The organism is Bacillus sp. DHT2 (assembly GCF_026241455.1).
Taxonomy (GTDB): domain Bacteria; phylum Bacillota; class Bacilli; order Bacillales; family Bacillaceae_G; genus Bacillus_A; species Bacillus_A pseudomycoides.
The window spans coordinates 338,042-355,295 of record NZ_JAPHWH010000005.1; the positions used below are offsets into that span (position 1 = coordinate 338,042).

A 17,254-nucleotide genomic window follows, 5' to 3' on the forward strand; every position below is an offset into this window, starting at 1 on the left:
TTTACCCCGACTTATCAATTTGATAAGTCACATAATTTTCAATAATATGTACTAAAAAACGCTATTATTTGTTATATACTGAACTTGTCAGGTTAACTGTAAAGAGAACTCCCCGTTCTTTGTGTTTGAGCCTACCCCGTTATTAAATATAAGTCAAAAAGAACTTGTAGCGTATCTACAAGTTCTTTTTTGATTTCAATCAATCTATTGCATCACACTTTGAAGTTATGTCAAAGTGTGATGCAAATCAAATTATTGATTCACCGCTTTTGCTACAAGCGCAGCATATGCTTCTGCACCTGTTTTCGTTAAATGTACGCCATCCGGCTCAAAATACGCCTTATTATCAGCACTTGCTGAATACCAATCGACTAACGTCACATTTTGGTACTCAGATGCGACTTCTTTTAATTTCTCATTCACTAATGATTCCCACGGACGTGGTACCCTCGTATTGATGAATATAATTTTACGTTCATTCCCAATCACTTTTATTAATGATACGAGTTGATCCTTTGTAAAGGCACCATTTGTACCTAATCCAATAATGACATGATTCCCTAAATTCCCCTCATTCTTTAGCTGTTCCACCACAGGAATTGCTTTAGACAGTTGGCGACCAATTTTTGCATCAATCCTAATATTAGGAAATGAATTTTTCAAATACGGGGCGACGTCAATCATAATAGAATCACCTACAGCTGTAACTGTTTGAGGACCTTTAGGCTGCGCAGCAGCCTCTTGTTGTTCTTTATTTCGAGGTGGCTCATCAGCTGGTTTTTCCCTAACTGCCACTGGATGTTTCGGTTTTTCTTTTTGTTCCGTTTGTACTGCTTCCACCTTATCTTTTTTTGGATTATCCTTCGCTTTACTAGCTGTTGATAATCCAAAAACAGCGATCGTAGAAACGAATAGTGCGCATACTAAGGCTAGCTTACCACTTAATGCTAAGTTTTTCATTTCCCAATTCCTAGAGCGAATATTCTTCAATGCCCCTTGTCGGATTGGATTTTCAATAAACTTCCATGAAATTTGTGCAGCTACTATAATAAGTAAAAATTGAAGAATCGCTCTTGTAAGCGAAAACTCTCCAGCACTTACCTTCGGAGTCGTTAACGTGATAATCGGATAATGCCAAAGATATATCCCATACGATCGTACTCCCATCCAACGCAGTGGTCTAAACCTTAAAAATTGAGCAATTCGGCTAGCTGGGTGAGCAAGGTTCGCCACTAATAAGGCAGTAGCAATTGATAAAATGACCATTCCTCCGCGATATAGAAACGGATCATATTGATTTGTCTTCCAAAACATAACGAGGATAATAATAAGAGCTATTCCTCCAACTACGTCAAGAATGAGACGTGCTTGTGGAATAATTTTATTTGCAAGCCTACTGCTTGGCCAAATTAAGGCAAGTGCCGCTCCAATCAATAAGGAAAAGGCCCTTGTATCAGTACCGTAATAAATTCTGCTTGGATCAGCTCCTGGTTCATACAGAAATGCCATTGCCAATGCAGAAGCAGCTGCCCCTAAAACAATGAATAAAATGATATGTGATTTCTTTTTTATGTAACGAAACGCCAGGCTAATAATAAATGGCCAAATTACATAGAACTGTTCTTCAACAGCTAACGACCAAAAATGATTCAGTGGAGAAAGTTGGCTAAAACTATCAAAGTACGATAATTTATGATAAATATACCACCAGTTACTGAAATATAATAAAGCTGCTAGCGAATCCCCACGCATCTTTCCTAGCAAAGAACTATGAAAAATTGTAATCCATGCTAAAACAATTACAAGCATGACAAGCATTCCAGGAAGTAATCTCCTTGCCCTACTGAGCCAGAATTTCTTCAAGTCAATCCTCTTATTTCTCTTCCATTCTATAGCTAGAATATCTGTAATTAAATAACCCGAAAGTACAAAAAATACAGTAACACCTAGGAATCCTCCAGGCATCCAATTAAAATTAATATGATATAAAATGACGCCTAGTATAGCTAGGCCCCTTAGACTGTCCAATCCAACCATATAGCGACTACTTTTCTTTAATGGTTCGGGCATCCGCCAGTCACCCCCGTATTTCTCTAAAATTACATGAATATTTACAATATAAAACTCTATCAATATGTATTACCTCTAAAAAATATGAACCGAATCAAAATATTACAAAACCTATTAACAAACACACTCAATTTTTATGATTGCATGCACAGTAACTAAAATTTTACCATGTTATGTATTAACATGAAATAGTCTCATTTATGAACTTTCATGTAAAAAAGGAGGTTATCCTAAAAATCCTATTTTTAGGATAACCTCCTTTCTTATTAACCGATACTCTGAACTCTACCAACTTTCCCATCTTGTAATCGTACTTTAATACCGTATGTATGCGTCTCCGTGTTTGTTAAAATAACGAACTTATTTAAGATAACAGATACAAGGGTATAGCTTTGTTGTAACTTGTCGAATTTTCACTCAGTTACATCCAATTGTTTGTTTTTTAATAACTTCGCAAACAATAAACACGCTATCTTTTCTCATAACTGCTTGTTCTCTTTAATGAAAAAACAGAAAGTTCCGGCTTACTTAAAAACCGTACCGGCATTCTAGTAGTACCAATACCACGATTCACATACAACTGTAATGGCTTACTCTTTCCTTCCAATGAATAAAGTCCTTCTACATATTTATTTGCTAGTGAAGTAGTAATGATAGAACCTATGAACGGAAGCTGTACTTGTCCACCATGACTATGACCAGATAGTTGAAGGTCCACTGGATATTCAGATATTTGATCAACAGCATCTGGTTCATGTACTAACAGGAGATTAAAATCCTCTGTTCGAAGGTGCTGAAGAGTAGGTTTAACTTTTGGTTTTCCAAGTAAAAAATCATCTAGACCAGAAATGGTAATGTAATCACCATTAGCAACTTTAATCCTCTTCATTTCATTATTCAAAACAGTAAAGCCAGCCTTCTCCATATACTGTTCGTATAAGTGTCCCCCGCCACCTCCTCGATCATGATTGCCAAACACAGCATATTTTCCAAGAGGAGCGCGAATTTGTTTCAAAATCGTTTGTGAGTACTCTCTTTCCACAACATATTCTCCAAATTTATCAATTAAATCACCTGTAAAAACCACAATGTCAGGCTTTAGCTTATTGATTTTATCCACTAATATTTGCTGCTGTTTATGAGGAAAGTTTGGTCCGAAATGTGTATCTGAAAACTGTAAGATTTTTACACCATGAAAACCTTCTGGAATATTTGGATTTTCAATAGCGTTCCATGTAACTGAAATTGATTTTGTTTCCAAATGAAAAGCATATACATAAATTGTTATTGGAAGAATGAATAGTATGAGGGAAATGATACATATTCTTCTAAACCGCAATAAGGAAGTACCTTCTTTGGCTTGTTCCAAAGAAGGTATTTCTTCGTTCAAATTCATTCTATTTGTTTTGGCGTGTTCTAAATTCGCTTTCATGTGTCCACCTCTAAATTCATCTTCATAAAAAGATACGATTTAAATAATGTTGTAGCATTTCTATGTTACAAACGTATGTCTTTTGAAAATTGAGGTGAACATGAGCAAACTAATTAAACCAAAATTAAGATTTGATGCAGCATGTGGTCCTTCTATTAAGGGGAAAAATGATAGGATATTTACTTCTACTATTAGAAGCAGTTTGGATGATTTTATAAGATTTTACCTTATGAGAGGAAGTAGCCAAATTTCCCATATGATGCATACAATTAATATAAATGTATAATCACCAAAATCTAATTTAGACCCTTTCTTTACATGCATATTCAACCAAATATGCATAAGTTTCATTCCCTTATATTTATAGACATTCTTCTTTGCAAATCGATAAACAAGAAGCTGTAATATCATAAATCCTGCTACAACTATAAGTAACAAAACGAGAAAGTCAATCACTCTATTTCTGCACTGATTTCTCTAATATACGATGTTCCAAAAGCCATTCTTCAAACTTAGCACTTCCAAATTCCCAGCTTAAGTCATTTGCATGTACAGAAAAAACGCGATACCCGGAATAGTCATCCATAAATTCATCTTCCTGTACCTGTACTAGCGGAATCCCATAAAAAGCAAAGTTAAAAAATACATCCCACACATCTTCATGTTTTCTTTTATAAGCAATCGATTCCACATCAAATTCATCTCCAAAATAATCAAGATGTAAATGCATGCTATCATCATATTCATATTTCATTTTATCACCCCTTATATTTGTACTTCTTTATCATCCAAAAAATTCCTTCTACATCCACTCACATCTAGGCACTTACCTACATATTATGGCAGTAGATTCATTTCTAGGAGGTGTCACATTTTGAAAAAATTTATAGCTGTTTTTTGTATACTTGTACTTACTGTTTTTACGTTTGTGGCTTGTAGTAAAAAAGACGATACGAAGCAACAAGTGCAAAAGATTCGCATTGGTGAAGTTACACATTCCCTCTTCTACGCACCGTTATATGTTGGGATTGAAAAAGGATTCTTTAAAGAAGAAGAATTAGATATCGACCTACAAACGACAGCTGGTGGCGATAAAACAATGACTGCGCTGTTATCTGGTGGAATTGACATTGCACTTGTCGGCTCTGAAACATCCATTTATGTTCACCAGCAAGGAGCAAAAGACCCGGTTATTAACTTTGCTCAGCTCACGCAAACTGATGGTACATTTTTAGTTTCTCGCAAAAAATTAGACTCCTTTAATTGGAACGATGTGAAGGGTGTTACTTTCCTTGGTCAACGTAAAGGTGGTATGCCGCAAATGGTTGGGGAATACGTTTTGAAGAAAAATGGCATTGATCCACACCAAGATACAAATTTAATTCAAAATGTTGAGTTTGCTAATATCGCTAATGCCTTCGCGTCTGGTACAGGCGAATTTGTCCAGTTGTTTGAACCAACAGCGAGTATTTTTGAAAAAGAAGGAAAGGGCTATATCGTTGCTTCTTTTGGTACTGAATCTGGAACTGTTCCATACACAACATTTATGGCAAAAGAAAGCTTTTTAAAGAAAGACAAAGCAGCAGCGGAGAAATTCACACGTGCATTATATAAAGCACAGCAATGGGTTGATACGCATAGTCCAGAAGAAATTACCGAGGCTGTTACACCACTTTTTAAAGATACTTCAAAAGATATTACGGTAAAAGTAATCGAGCGCTACAAAAAGCAACATTCGTATGCGACAAATCCATTATTAGACGTGGAAGAATGGAAACAACTACAAAAAATTATGAAAGAAGCTGGAGAATTACAAAAAGAAGTTCCACATGAGGCGCTCGTCGATACAAAAATTGCCGAAAGCGTTATTAAGAAATAGAGGCGAATACAATGAGTTTCTTACAAATATCTAATGTTTCCCACTGCTTTTTTGCAAAAGAAAATGCCCGGCTCGTCCTCGAAGATATTAACTTACACGTAGAAGAAGGGGAATTTATTTCCTTTCTTGGCCCAAGCGGCTGTGGAAAAACAACGCTTCTTTCTATTATTGCAGGACTATTAAAACCAATTGAAGGTATTGTCTTTGTAGAAGATGAGCCAGTGACAAAATCAACTTCTTCAATGGGATATATGCTCCAACAAGATTACTTGTTTCCCTGGAAAACAATTGAAGAAAATATAATGCTTGGGCTGCACATTACAAAAACATATGGAGAGGAAACGAAAGAACATACCTTACAACTTTTAAAGCAAGTCGGCTTGCAAGGCGTAGAAAAGCAATCCCCTCGGGAACTATCCGGTGGCATGCGCCAACGGGCAGCACTCGTTCGTACACTTGCAACAAATCCAAAAATCCTGTTGCTTGATGAACCATTTTCAGCTCTTGATTATCAAACGAAATTAAAATTAGAGGAGCTCGTATTTTCTTTATTACACAAATATAAGAAAACATCTCTTCTCGTCACGCATGACATTGAAGAAGCAATCGCAATGAGTGATCGTATTTACTTGCTTCAAGCAAACCCTGGGAAAATCGCAAAAATATTTTCAGTACCAAAAAGCATTCGCTCTCTACCACCGTTACAAGCAAGGTACCACCCTGATTTTCCAGCCCTCTTTCAAGACATATGGAAGGAGCTGGAGCGCCTTGGATAATATAAAACAATTACACAAACAGTTTCGAAAAAAAGAGCGTCAGCGTACTTGGACAGCTGCCTCTTTACAATTTTTACTTCTCATTCTCTTCTTTACATTATGGGAAACCTCCAGTAAACAGGAGTGGATCGATCCTTTACTCTTTAGCTCACCTTCAAGTATTTGGGAGTTATTTGTAAGTAAATGGGGAGACGGATCACTTTGGATTCACATATGGACGACACTGCTTGAGACAGGTATTGGTTTTATTCTCGGTACAGTTCTCGGAACAATTATCGCAACCGTTCTTTGGTGGATACCGCTTATAGCTCGCGTATTAGACCCATACCTTGTTGTGTTAAATGCAATGCCAAAAGTAGCACTTGGCCCGATTATTATCGTTATTTTCGGCCCAAACATCTCCTCTTCGATCGCAATGGGAGTTATTATTTCCATCATTATCACCATTCTTGTTATTTACGGTGCATTTCAAGAAGTTGATTCTAATTATATAAAAGTAATGGATACATTCGGCGCAAATAAATGGCAATGCTATAAACAAGTTATTTTACCGTCTTCCTTTCCAGCTATCATTTCAACTTTAAAAGTAAACGTTGGATTATCATGGGTTGGTGTTATTTTCGGTGAACTTCTTGTTTCCAAACAAGGACTCGGTTATTTAATTAGCTACGGATTCCAAGTATTTAACTTTACGCTTGTACTGCTGAGTGTATTACTGACATGTGCACTTGCTACTCTTATGTATGTGTTTGTTGAAGGATTCGAGAAACTATTAATAGGTAAGAAAAAAAGAAGCTGACTCAAAACAAAATACTTGGGTCAGCTCTTTCTTTTTTATACCATTATTTTTAAGAAATCATAGCTTTTTTATTTCTGATCACATACTTTTGTATCTTTCATTACAGTGTTTCCTTGAATCATGACCGTATGAAAACAATCCTTCACACGCACTGTTACGATATTATCTTTCCGATCCACAATATGATACTCATCAAAATGTTGATTTAATACATTACGGATTTGTTCTCCTTCGAAAATCGGAACACCATGAGACATTACCCAGATGAGACCAGCAATAGCAAGAATGGTTTTCATACGCTCTACCTTCTTGAGAATGAATTCATTGCATCTTCAACATGCGCGTTATAATTGTTTTAATTTTGCGATAATATCTCTTTTATACCTATTCTATTTGGAAATTCTGGTCCCTTCTTCCACGTCAAAAAGTTTTATGCCATGCATTTTTTTAGAAATATGCGATAATTATTTCTAGGAAGTTTTTTCATTTTAAGGGGGATTATTATGATTCGTGCTGTGCTATTTGATTTAGATGGAACATTGTTAGATCGGCATCAATCTTTAGAACATTTTATTCATGAACAATATGATCGTTATGCTCATCATTTTACCAGCATTATTAAATCAGAATACTGTTCTCGTTTCATTCAGCTAGACAATAACGGCTATACTTGGAAAGATAAAGTATACGCTACCCTGCTTAAAGAATATGCAATTACAAGTGTGACAGCCGAACAACTCTTGCATGATTACGTAACAGAATTCGCAAACCACTGCATTCCTTTTCCAAATATGCATGAATTACTTCAGCAATTACAAAACAAGAATATTAAAGTGGGGATTATTACAAACGGCATAACCGAATTTCAAATGAACAATATTCGCGCTTTGAACTTACATACTTATACAAATACCATTCTCATTTCGGAAGCAGAAGGTATTAAGAAGCCTCATCCAGCTATCTTTGAGCGTGCCCTCAAACAATTAAACGTCCAATCAGAAGAATGTATCTATGTTGGAGATCATCCGGAAAACGATGTAACCGGTGCTGAAAACGCCGGGATTCCTGCAGTTTGGAAGAAAGATTCATTTTGGGGAGAGTTTGAACATTCTCGTGTAGTTGAAAATTTACTTGAGGTACTTTCATTCGTAAAACTTGGATAAATAAGTCGTCACCCTTAAAGAATTCACTTTTCACGTTAGTATAAAGCTAAAGTTGTAATTCATCAGATACAAAAACGCCATCCTTTCCTATAATTCTAGAGAAAGAATAGCGTTTTTTCATTTTAAGAGTGTATTTCTTTTTCCTAGCTTACTAGCAATGTTACGCTACCTCTAATTAGAAAAATATTTTAGAACTCCTTCAAACACAGATTGTGCCAGTACATTTTGATATTTGTCAGAAGTCAATTTTACTCTTTCATTAGGATTTGATAAAAATCCTGTTTCTACTAATATAGGTGGTGCACTATTATCTGCCTTTAACACACGAAGTTCTGGTCGATCTTTTACAAATCTATTTTTAGCACCTGTATTTTTAATTAAAGCATTCTGTACAGCATTTGCTAAAGTAAGTGCTTGTTTACTTTTTGGGTGTTCAGAATTATATAACGTTTCAATTCCTTCTGCTGCAGTCGCATCAGCTGAATTTACATGCACACTAACAAAAATATCTGCTTTGTTTTCATTTGAAATACGAACACGATCTCCTAATGGAATAAAGATATCTGTTGCTCGTGTCATCACAACATTTGAACCACTCTGAGCTAATAAACTCTTTAACTTCAAACCTACTTGCAGGGCAATCGTTTTTTCATATATATTTTCATATAATGTCCCTGAATCATATCCACCATGTCCTGGATCAACTATAATTGTTTTACCAAATATGATTGGATTGTCAATCCAAACACCATTTGTATCAAAATAGTATACTTTACCATTCTCATCTAACCAGCCTATTTTCATTGCCCCATTGCCTTGCAGGTAGTACCAAGTTGTTCCTTCCTGTAGCCAACCTGTTTGCATTGCTCCGTTGCTTTGCAGATAGTACCAAGTTGTTCCTTCCTGCAACCAGCCTGTTTTCATTGCTCCACTATTTTGCAGGTAATACCAGGTTGTTCCTTCCTGCAACCAGCCCATTTGCATTGCTCCGCTTCCGTTGAAGTAGTACCATGCTCCATTAATTGACTGCCAATCTGTTTGCATTGCTCCGCTTCCGTTGAAGTAGTACCATGCTCCATTAATTGACTGCCAATTTGTTTGCATTGCTCCACTTCCGTTGAAGTAGTACCATGCTCCATTAATTGACTGCCAATTTGTTTGCATTGCTCCACTTCCGTTGAAGTAGTACCATGCTCCATTAATTGACTGCCAGCCTGTTTGCATTGCTCCACTTCCGTTGAAGTAGTACCATGCTCCATTAATTGACTGCCAACCTGTTTTCGCTGCTCCGCTGCTTTCTAAATAATATTTTTTATCCCCAAGCTGCAGCCAACCTGTTTTCATTACTCCATCGCTTTCGAAGTAATATTTTTTATCCCCAAGCTGCAACCAGCCTATTTTCATTGCTCCATTGCTTTCTAAATAATATTTTTTATCTCCAAGCTGTAGCCAGCCTATTTTCATTGCTCCATTGCTTTCTAAATAATACCAAGTAGTTCCTTCCTGCAACCAGCCCGTTTTCATTGCTCCACTACTTTGCAGGTAATACCAGGTTGTCCCTTCCTGTAACCAGCCCGTTTTCATTGCTCCATTGCTTTGCAAGTAATACCAGGTTGTCCCTTCTTTCAACCAGCCTGTTTTCATTGCCCCATCTTGTTGCAAATAGTACCAAGTAGTTCCTTCTTGCAGCCAACCCGTTTTCTGTTTTCCATCTGGCTGAATATAATACCACTTATTATCTCTATTCACCCAACCTACTTGTGTTTTAGGTGCTGCCTGTACTGTTTTAACAGTAGGTTGATTCGTTTCTATTTCACTAGTACCTAGTGGTTGCTCACTTTTTACACCTGCTGTTCCAGGCTGCTTTGTTATATCTTGCTGTATTGTCTTTTGTTCTTGCTGTTTTTGCTCAGGTAATAGCTGATCTTGCTGTTTAGATTGTTCTTGTTGCTCAGTACTAATTTCTTGTTCTTGCTTCTTTTGCTCAGGTAGTAATTGATTGCCCTGTTTAGATTGTTCTTGTTGCTCAGTACTAATTTCTTGTTCTTGCTTCTTTTGCTCGGGTAGTAATTGATTGCCCTGTTTAGATTGTTTTTGTTGCTCAGTACTAATTTTTTGTTCCAAAGGTAGCTGTTCATTCTCTGTTTCAGCCAAAGCTTGCATTGGGCTAAGCACATAGCCTAATGTTAAAACAGCTACTGCAGTTTTCTTCAACATGTGTAGTTCACCTTTCCTTATCCACTTGATTTAAAAATATAAAGATCTAATTCTAGCAAGATAATTAAAAACTCAACATTTGATTTCTATAAACATATTAAATCAAAAAAAAGCAGCCCCCAAACGTTTCAAGGCCCTATGTAGCGCGATATGACTACATAGGGCCTTTTAGTTTGGAGATTGCCATAAGTCAAGTTCTCAAAATCCACTAGGATTAGGTGTTACTATACACTAATTTTCATAATTCAATTTAACTCTAATGTTATAATATCAACATTCTAAATGCAATTAAAAAGATAAATTTTCCTTTTTAAGTTTTTGTTAACTGAATAATATTAAGACAATATATTATTCAGTTAATCCAGTGAGTTTTTGATTGCATGTAATAGTATTAGTTATAACTCTGTGTGTTTTTATTGCATATATGTACGGTGTATACTCATACGCACAAACCTTCTTTTTATGTTAATGTTCCTTAAATCATTTTTTTATTATAGGATTCGAACGAGTGAAGCATTTTACAGGGGAGCCAGAAAAAAATTAATTTATTTTTATGAAATAGCTATTTTGTCTTCCTCTTATATAAATTTACTCTATGATACATATCGTGAGTTTGTTTCTATCTTTTTTAACACTCCATATAAGTTTTTCCATGAATATATATCGGTAGCACTACATTACAAGCACTCTGCCGGAATATATACCGAAGGAACAAATATAATTTTAATAACAAAAAGAACCCGGCCCCTTTACTTCGTAAAACAGCCGAGTTCTTCTATATGTTTCATCGTACGCGCTAATACATCGTCACGCATAATAAAGCTAAATTTCCTATCAGTTTTAATGTTATCCGGGATTTCTTTTAATAGAACAGACCCTTTTGTCTCTTCATAGTGCGTATGTTCTTCTACTGCACTAATTGTTGCGAAATAAATGTTTTTAATGATTATTTTGTCTTTTCCAGATACTTTGTATTGTCCTAAGTAAGTTAAATCAGAAACAATACCACCGGTTTCTTCATGAACCTCTCGAACTGCCGCTTCTTCCGGTGTTTCCCCCAGCTCCACCTTGCCACCTGGAAATTCAAGACCGCGGCGCAAATGATGCGTTAATAACCATTGATCCCCGTACCGGCATACAACCCAAACATGCTTTGGCTCAGGAGAAAATGGGTAACGTTCAAACGATAATTGTACAGTGTTGTGGTAATAATCTTTAAATTTGTACATGCCATTACTCCCCTATAGATGGTTACAAGTTTTTCCTACCACAAATTGTAGCACAATTCTCATTCATATGCATAATGTTATCCAACTACAATCCATTGATTATTCCCATTTGCGCGACTAATTCTTTCGTTTCATGATTCCCTAAATCATAAATCATCTTATAGGCTTTCTGCAGTTGTTCATCATACCGGTCATTATTCGAATCATGATGATACTCCACATACGGAACGTGCGAACGTACAAAAGAGCCAAGATCTTCACGATACGCTTGATCGAAGTATTCCCGAAGCTGGGTAATTTCCTCATCATTCGCCTGGATTTCAAAGCTATATGTATCTGCCGTTTTCACCTGCGAAATCTGACCATTTCCTACTGATATATAGTAAGTTTTCTTATTATCCATATAACGCCCTTCTTTCACCCTTTTACTTTCTATTGTTTTCAACAATTACAAAATTATGTAAAACGAAGTTTCATTTAATGGTAAAATTAAGAACAGGAGGGGAACTGGATGTTAAAAATATTAATCATCGGCGTCATTATTGTCATTCTCGTATTGGTACTCTCTGTGTTAACGATTAATAAGGGCTATTCATATAAACATTCGGTTGATAAACCAGAGGACAATCCTTATCTGGCAAATAAAAAGGAGGATCAATAATATGCTTCGTATACTCCGCCTCTTAACTGCTTTCATTGTCATTATCGTATCCTTGTACAGTCTATTTACACATAATGATTCATTTCTTACTCTTTCACAATTTTTCTTAGGAGCCTTAATGTTTATAATCGCGATTGAACAAATACAAAGGAAAGACCCAAGCACAGGTTTGACCTGTATGGTAGCAGGAATTTTCGTGTGGGCTGTTCTCGCAGTAAAGTATATTATGTAACGACTATTTTCTTACGGAGGGATTAATATGCTAAAAATCGCTCGAATTACATTTGCACTCATTGCACTCGCTTTGTCTATCTATAGTTTTATCACAGATAACAGAGGCATTATGCTTTGTTCATTGCTTTAGGCTTAGTGGCTCTTACTATGAGCATTGAAGAGTTGAGTAAACAAAAGAAAGCAACTGGAACATTCTATTTATTAGCCGGAACACTTACTTTATTTCTAGCTACATTCGATTTATTCCGTTAATTTGAACTTTCAAAGGAGGGACTTTAATGCTAACTGGATTACGTATTTTTCTCCTGCTTACACTTATTCTTTGTATATATTCTTTTTTTACCAATAGCCTCGCAATCACCCCTTACGTACAACTTAGTTTTAGTTGTTCATTTATCCTTATCGGCATAAATGAAATAAAAGCAGGGCGAAAATCAATGAGCATTCCTTATTTTGGGATTTCCGCTCTTATGTTCTTCGTTATGGTATCAAAATTTTTTCACTAAATAAGGCAATTTATAGAGTTAAAATAACCAGCCATACTCTACTTCTCTTACTACATATCATTTACTGAATAAACTGTTTCGGCTCTTTTTTAATATGCTTATCATCGTCACGCCAATCATAAGTTTCTTTCTTTGAAATATCTAACGCTTGATCTCCAATTCTAACTCTATCTTTATCTATCCATTCAATGTGTGGATCTGTATCTGGATAGTTCCAATATATATTTTTGGCAGAATTGGAACTAAGGTTAACTAATTCTCCTCTAACAGCATCTGCACTTAATGATCCGGCGTTATGAAAATAAGTTTTTATAGCATGTTTTCCATCTGGAGATTTCACAGTTCGAATCAATTCTCCTTTTGGAACGCCTTGCAAACTAAAAAACTTCCAATATCCGAAGCCAATGATCATTACTAGCGCAATAAATAATACCAATGCTACTTTTCTCTTGATTTTTTTGATTTGAATTTTTGCATCGTTCACTCAATCATCCCCTATAATCTTGAATATAATCCTTTTAAACCCATATTACACCACACACTAACCCATTAATATACCCCCATAAAAAAAAACTCCTGTTTCAATAAGCAGGAGTTTCTTTTTTCATTTATTCATTTACTAAAAACTACTTTTCCTAATGTTTAATTTCGTTGACAAAATTACCTTTTTAGCTACATTCCGTCCTGAAAATCTTTCCATTAATAAATCTACTGCTGTTTCTCCCATAAGCCCCGTATATACTTTCACTGTACTGAGCGCAGGAGAAAGATACTGAGAAATACTGAGATCATTTACACCAATTATATTTACTCTTTCTGGAACAGGAATCTCACATTCATGTAGTGCCCGCAAACATCCGATTGCCATAGCATCATTTCCAACAAAAAAAGCCGTCGGTAACTGATCCTGCTGCTCTTCTATCGCCTGCTTCATTAATAAATAACCATCGTTTACTGAAAACTGACCCGTGTATATATACTTTTCACAAAATAATTCTTTTTCCTTTATATATTTTATAAAAGCACGTTCCCTTGGATCTTCAATTTCAGAAGTCTGATCTTTAAATGTTTCCCGTCCTCCTATGTATCCAATCTTTTGATGTTCCTTTTCTATTAAATGATCAATCACCTTCATGGTTACCTTTTCAAAATCTACCACAACCGCATCAAAAATATCTTCATTTGGAGAATAATCTACAAATACAATGTTTTTTGTTATCGTTTCAAATAAACCTATTTCTCGTTCACTAAACTTCCCTATTGCAATCATGCCTTGAATGTTTTCTTGCATCAACTCTTCCATTTGGCTATGAAAAAGTTTTACAATTTTCAAACCTTTCTGTTCACATCTTTTTTCTATTCCTAAACGAATGGACATATAATATAAATCGTTAAGCTCTTCTTCTTCTGTATACCAATGAACCAAAGTAATTTTCGGCAATTCTTTTCTACGCTTTGTACGCTTCTTATAAGAAAACTCCTCTGCTGCCTCAAATATCCTCTTCTTCGTTCCATCACTGACAGAAAGCAATGGATCATTATTTAACACCCGAGAAACAGTAGCAATGGATACGCCTGCCTTCTCTGCTATATCTTTAATCGTTGCCATACCTGATTCACCTGCTCTTCTCAATTATTCAATCCGAAACGTATATTTCGTTGAGGAGGAGAATAATTGATTTTTATTTAAAATATAAGAAGGGAAATTCGGATGATGAATGGCATCAGGCAATCCTTGCGTTTCTAGACAAAGCCCTAAATACTTTTTGGATTGTACCCCACATATTTCAAAATCACCTGGTAATTGGTTTCCTGTGTACAAAACTACCCCAACTTCATCTGTTTCCACAACTAATTTGCGACCACTTTCTTCATCCCATAATATGATTTCCTGGTCGCAGTTGCTATTCAAAAGAAAAGGATGATCATATCCTTTTCCTACTAATTCATTTTGATAATAGCGAGAATATACTCCCTCTTTTATTTGCCTTCCTGCTCGGAAATCGAAGGGCGTATCTATTACATCCAATATTTCACCCGTTGGTAATAATTGCTCGTTTAATTCTAGAAATTGATCACTACTCATTTTTAAAGTATGCTGTAAGACATCCCGTTTTAAATTACCACTTAAGTTAAAATACGTATGATTTGTTACGTTTAATATGGTCGTTTTATCTGACTGCGCTTCATAACGAATCAAAAATTCATTCGCGTTATTTAATGTATAGATCACTTTTACATGTACAGTTCCTGGATATCCTTCTTCTCCGTTAGGGCTAGTATAAGTAAATTCAATTCCATTTTCCTTCTTATTTCCTATTATTTTAGCATCCCAAACGATATAACTAAATCCTTTTAAACCACCATGAAGGTGATTGTCTTGATCGTTTTTTACTAGCGTATATGTGTTGCCATCCAACTCAAATTGAGCACCTTTGATTCTACCAGCCACTCTTCCTACAACTGCTCCAAAGTATGGAGAATATCTCTCATAGTTTTCTAATTCTTCAAAACCTAAAACGATATTTTCATAATTTCCTTTCCTATCAGGAGTAATGATTTTTGTAATCACACAACCGTAATTTAAACACGTAACTTCTATATCATTGTCATTTTTTAATGTATAAGCGTACACATCTTCTCCATTTACTTTACCAAATACATTTTGAAAGGCTTTCATATCCCTATCTTCCGCTCCTCTAAACTTTGTATAAAACGTTTAAATGCAGCTATTCCTTCATCGTTTCGTTTGAAAACCCCAGCATCTTCTAATGCCCTTAAAAACTTAGCCGCTAACTCTTTTTGAACAATATGGTGAATATCCTCTTCATTCGCTTCCTTTTTATACCGCTCTCTCAGTTGTTCTGCCCATCGTTTGTGATATTCTGCTACACAATTGTCTTTATACAATATATATCGTTCTACCTCTTGTAGTTCTAATTTCAGCCTTGCTGGAAGTACAGCTAATCCCATCACTTCAATTAAACCGACGTTTTCCTTCTTAATATGTTGTACATCCTGATGCGGATGAAAGATACCAAAGGGATACTTCTCACTTGTACGATTATTTCGTAATACGAGGTCCAACTCATACTGTTCATTTCGCTTGCGAGCAATAGGCGTAATCGTATTATGTGGCACACCGTCTGTATGTGCGTAAATATGAACAGATGAATCGCTATATTGCTTCCATTTTTCCAAAATGTAATCAGCCACATTTACTAATAAATTAGAATCCTTACCTTTTAGGCGAATAACCGACATGGGCCATTTCACTACCGAACCTTGAACCCCCGGAAATCTATCCAATTTAAATGCATAATCATCTGCTGCTTTTGCCATCGCAAATTCATATTTCCCACCTTGATAATGATCATGTGATAAAATAGACCCGCCTACAATAGGTAAATCAGCATTGGAGCCAATAAAGTAATGAGGGAACCGTTTCACAAAAGAAAGTAATCTTCCGAAAGCTTGGCAATTTATTTCCATATTCCGATGCATTTCTGCTAGCACAATGCAATGTTCGTTATAGTACACATACGGAGAATATTGTAAGTACCATCGCTCTCCTAATAATTCCATTCGAATCATTCTATGGTTAGAACGTGCCGGATGGCCAATTCTGCCCACATATCCTTCATTTTCAATACAAAGCAAACATTTCGGATAATCCGTGTTTTGTATTACGTTTTCGTTTACAATTTCCCTTGGATCTTTTTCCGGTTTAGATAAATTGATCGTAATGTCCAATTCTCCATACTCTGTATTAGCTTTATAACTAATATTTTTTTGAACACGCTTCGTTTGAATATAGTTGCTTATTCGACTTAATTCATAAAAATAATTGGTTGCATATTCTGGATGACACTCATAATGTTGATAGAAACATTGATTAATAGTCGATGGTTTTGACATGAAGCAGTTCATAATTTGATTCGCTAATATTTCTCTATTGTGAGAATGACCATCGATAATTCCTTGTTCACTCGCATACTGAACTAAATCTTCTAGTAAATCTGTTATTTCTTTTTCTTCCGCTTTACTTTTTTGCATTTCAAAACGCTCTAAATGAAGAAGGTGAAGAATTTGATTTCTTATATAAATTCTATCTTCTCTTTCGATAAACCGAAGTGAACATGCCCGTTTTATAAGTTGCTCAATGACTTGATAAACATTCATGATACTTTCCCTCCGCTGAATCGTTATATCCATTCGGATTATTTTCATACCCATCCTAAACATCTATAAAGAGAAATAAAATAGTTATACATTAACTGTAACTACT

General features: G+C 35.6%; 19 protein-coding genes and 1 pseudogene. 7 read left to right on the forward strand and 13 right to left on the reverse strand.

The window, feature by feature from the left end; translation table 11 throughout:
- Positions 1 to 252 precede the first annotated feature (252 nt).
- The 5 genes and pseudogenes from ORL93_RS15220 to ORL93_RS15240 all read right to left on the reverse strand — a co-directional run bounded on the left by ORL93_RS15220 (position 253) and on the right by ORL93_RS15240 (position 4,256).
- Positions 253 to 2,070: an acyltransferase family protein gene (locus ORL93_RS15220; protein ID WP_265959173.1), complete on the reverse strand. Its 1,818-nt coding sequence runs from the start codon at positions 2,068 to 2,070 to the stop codon at positions 253 to 255.
- Positions 2,071 to 2,336: 266 nt separating this feature from the next.
- Positions 2,337 to 2,423: pseudogene (locus ORL93_RS31520) on the reverse strand (DUF2196 domain-containing protein); the annotation flags it as partial.
- Between the two features lie 116 nt (positions 2,424 to 2,539).
- On the reverse strand, positions 2,540 to 3,502 hold the full coding sequence (locus ORL93_RS15230) for a metallophosphoesterase (protein WP_373926185.1): 963 nt from the start codon (positions 3,500 to 3,502) through the stop codon (positions 2,540 to 2,542).
- A 222-nt stretch (positions 3,503 to 3,724) separates the two neighbouring features.
- Complete coding sequence (locus tag ORL93_RS15235) at positions 3,725 to 3,958, reverse strand: hypothetical protein (protein ID WP_265959174.1); 234 nt, start codon at positions 3,956 to 3,958, stop codon at positions 3,725 to 3,727.
- Between the two features lies 1 nt (position 3,959).
- On the reverse strand, positions 3,960 to 4,256 hold the full coding sequence (locus ORL93_RS15240) for a DUF3986 family protein (RefSeq protein ID WP_006096292.1): 297 nt from the start codon (positions 4,254 to 4,256) through the stop codon (positions 3,960 to 3,962).
- 120 nt (positions 4,257 to 4,376) lie between these two features.
- On the opposite strand from ORL93_RS15240, the gene ORL93_RS15245 reads away from it, so the two are divergent.
- From ORL93_RS15245 to ORL93_RS15255, 3 genes are read left to right on the forward strand one after another with little or no spacing between them, the layout of a single operon-like run.
- Complete coding sequence (locus ORL93_RS15245) at positions 4,377 to 5,381, forward strand: ABC transporter substrate-binding protein (RefSeq protein ID WP_265959175.1); 1,005 nt, start codon at positions 4,377 to 4,379, stop codon at positions 5,379 to 5,381.
- A gap of 11 nt (positions 5,382 to 5,392) precedes the next feature.
- On the forward strand, positions 5,393 to 6,157 hold the full coding sequence (locus ORL93_RS15250) for an ABC transporter ATP-binding protein (RefSeq protein ID WP_006096294.1): 765 nt from the start codon (positions 5,393 to 5,395) through the stop codon (positions 6,155 to 6,157).
- Complete coding sequence (locus ORL93_RS15255; protein ID WP_265959176.1) at positions 6,150 to 6,956, forward strand: ABC transporter permease; 807 nt, start codon at positions 6,150 to 6,152, stop codon at positions 6,954 to 6,956. Before ORL93_RS15250 ends, ORL93_RS15255 begins: the two co-directional genes overlap by 8 nt.
- A 68-nt stretch (positions 6,957 to 7,024) precedes the next feature.
- Here ORL93_RS15255 and ORL93_RS15260 read toward each other — a convergent pair whose 3' ends face one another.
- Positions 7,025 to 7,252: a hypothetical protein gene (locus ORL93_RS15260; protein WP_265959177.1), complete on the reverse strand. Its 228-nt coding sequence runs from the start codon at positions 7,250 to 7,252 to the stop codon at positions 7,025 to 7,027.
- Positions 7,253 to 7,459: 207 nt separating this feature from the next.
- Between ORL93_RS15260 and ORL93_RS15265 the strand changes: the two genes are divergently transcribed.
- On the forward strand, positions 7,460 to 8,119 hold the full coding sequence (locus ORL93_RS15265) for an HAD family hydrolase (RefSeq protein ID WP_018764598.1): 660 nt from the start codon (positions 7,460 to 7,462) through the stop codon (positions 8,117 to 8,119).
- 171 nt (positions 8,120 to 8,290) lie between these two features.
- Here ORL93_RS15265 and ORL93_RS15270 read toward each other — a convergent pair whose 3' ends face one another.
- The 3 genes from ORL93_RS15270 to ORL93_RS15280 all read right to left on the reverse strand — a co-directional run bounded on the left by ORL93_RS15270 (position 8,291) and on the right by ORL93_RS15280 (position 11,968).
- On the reverse strand, positions 8,291 to 10,336 hold the full coding sequence (locus ORL93_RS15270; protein ID WP_265959178.1) for an N-acetylmuramoyl-L-alanine amidase: 2,046 nt from the start codon (positions 10,334 to 10,336) through the stop codon (positions 8,291 to 8,293).
- Positions 10,337 to 11,085: 749 nt separating this feature from the next.
- A complete protein-coding gene (gene mutTA / locus ORL93_RS15275; RefSeq protein WP_003202680.1) occupies positions 11,086 to 11,565 on the reverse strand; it encodes an antimutator 8-oxo-(dGTP/GTP)ase in 480 nt (159 codons plus the stop codon).
- An 85-nt stretch (positions 11,566 to 11,650) separates the two neighbouring features.
- Positions 11,651 to 11,968 (reverse strand): HAD family hydrolase, encoded by a 318-nt coding sequence (locus ORL93_RS15280; RefSeq protein WP_018764600.1) that lies wholly within the window; start codon positions 11,966 to 11,968, stop codon positions 11,651 to 11,653.
- 108 nt (positions 11,969 to 12,076) lie between these two features.
- Between ORL93_RS15280 and ytzI the strand changes: the two genes are divergently transcribed.
- The 3 genes from ytzI to ORL93_RS31525 all read left to right on the forward strand — a co-directional run bounded on the left by ytzI (position 12,077) and on the right by ORL93_RS31525 (position 12,712).
- Positions 12,077 to 12,226 (forward strand): YtzI protein, encoded by a 150-nt coding sequence (gene ytzI / locus ORL93_RS15285; protein ID WP_016116776.1) that lies wholly within the window; start codon positions 12,077 to 12,079, stop codon positions 12,224 to 12,226.
- Between the two features lies 1 nt (position 12,227).
- Positions 12,228 to 12,458 (forward strand): DUF3953 domain-containing protein, encoded by a 231-nt coding sequence (locus ORL93_RS15290; RefSeq protein WP_097795711.1) that lies wholly within the window; start codon positions 12,228 to 12,230, stop codon positions 12,456 to 12,458.
- 116 nt (positions 12,459 to 12,574) lie between these two features.
- A complete protein-coding gene (locus tag ORL93_RS31525; RefSeq protein ID WP_371388988.1) occupies positions 12,575 to 12,712 on the forward strand; it encodes a DUF3953 domain-containing protein in 138 nt (45 codons plus the stop codon).
- Between the two features lie 315 nt (positions 12,713 to 13,027).
- On the opposite strand, the gene ORL93_RS15300 is transcribed toward ORL93_RS31525, so the two are convergent.
- The 4 genes from ORL93_RS15300 to galT form a co-directional block, all read right to left on the reverse strand.
- Positions 13,028 to 13,450, reverse strand: a complete 423-nt coding sequence (locus ORL93_RS15300) for a DUF5412 domain-containing protein (protein ID WP_265959179.1) — start codon at positions 13,448 to 13,450, stop codon at positions 13,028 to 13,030.
- 135 nt (positions 13,451 to 13,585) lie between these two features.
- The gene (locus tag ORL93_RS15305; protein ID WP_097795709.1) at positions 13,586 to 14,575 is read right to left on the reverse strand and encodes a LacI family DNA-binding transcriptional regulator; all 990 of its coding nucleotides are present in this window, start codon (positions 14,573 to 14,575) and stop codon (positions 13,586 to 13,588) included.
- A 24-nt stretch (positions 14,576 to 14,599) separates the two neighbouring features.
- The gene (locus tag ORL93_RS15310) at positions 14,600 to 15,646 is read right to left on the reverse strand and encodes an aldose epimerase family protein (RefSeq protein WP_265959180.1); all 1,047 of its coding nucleotides are present in this window, start codon (positions 15,644 to 15,646) and stop codon (positions 14,600 to 14,602) included.
- Positions 15,643 to 17,148: a UDP-glucose--hexose-1-phosphate uridylyltransferase gene (galT, locus tag ORL93_RS15315; protein ID WP_176549032.1), complete on the reverse strand. Its 1,506-nt coding sequence runs from the start codon at positions 17,146 to 17,148 to the stop codon at positions 15,643 to 15,645. The genes ORL93_RS15310 and galT overlap by 4 nt, the downstream gene beginning before the upstream one ends.
- Positions 17,149 to 17,254: the final 106 nt, after the last annotated feature.

Excerpts from the sequence above, each read along its gene's own strand:
- ORL93_RS15265 (WP_018764598.1), top strand. The coding sequence starts at position 7,460 with ATGATTCGTGCTGTGCTATTTGATTTAGATGGAACATTGTTAGATCGG.
- ORL93_RS15260 (WP_265959177.1), bottom strand. The coding sequence starts at position 7,252 with ATGAAAACCATTCTTGCTATTGCTGGTCTCATCTGGGTAATGTCTCAT.
- ORL93_RS15280 (WP_018764600.1), bottom strand. The coding sequence starts at position 11,968 with ATGGATAATAAGAAAACTTACTATATATCAGTAGGAAATGGTCAGATT.
- ORL93_RS15230 (WP_373926185.1), bottom strand. The coding sequence starts at position 3,502 with ATGAAAGCGAATTTAGAACACGCCAAAACAAATAGAATGAATTTGAAC.
- ORL93_RS15240 (WP_006096292.1), bottom strand. The coding sequence starts at position 4,256 with ATGAAATATGAATATGATGATAGCATGCATTTACATCTTGATTATTTT.
- ORL93_RS15310 (WP_265959180.1), bottom strand. The coding sequence starts at position 15,646 with ATGAAAGCCTTTCAAAATGTATTTGGTAAAGTAAATGGAGAAGATGTG.
- ORL93_RS15290 (WP_097795711.1), top strand. The coding sequence starts at position 12,228 with ATGCTTCGTATACTCCGCCTCTTAACTGCTTTCATTGTCATTATCGTA.
- ORL93_RS15220 (WP_265959173.1), bottom strand. The coding sequence starts at position 2,070 with ATGCCCGAACCATTAAAGAAAAGTAGTCGCTATATGGTTGGATTGGAC.
- ORL93_RS15250 (WP_006096294.1), top strand. The coding sequence starts at position 5,393 with ATGAGTTTCTTACAAATATCTAATGTTTCCCACTGCTTTTTTGCAAAA.
- ORL93_RS15305 (WP_097795709.1), bottom strand. The coding sequence starts at position 14,575 with ATGGCAACGATTAAAGATATAGCAGAGAAGGCAGGCGTATCCATTGCT.
- galT (WP_176549032.1), bottom strand. The coding sequence starts at position 17,148 with ATGAATGTTTATCAAGTCATTGAGCAACTTATAAAACGGGCATGTTCA.
- mutTA (WP_003202680.1), bottom strand. The coding sequence starts at position 11,565 with ATGTACAAATTTAAAGATTATTACCACAACACTGTACAATTATCGTTT.
- ytzI (WP_016116776.1), top strand. The coding sequence starts at position 12,077 with ATGTTAAAAATATTAATCATCGGCGTCATTATTGTCATTCTCGTATTG.
- ORL93_RS15270 (WP_265959178.1), bottom strand. The coding sequence starts at position 10,336 with ATGTTGAAGAAAACTGCAGTAGCTGTTTTAACATTAGGCTATGTGCTT.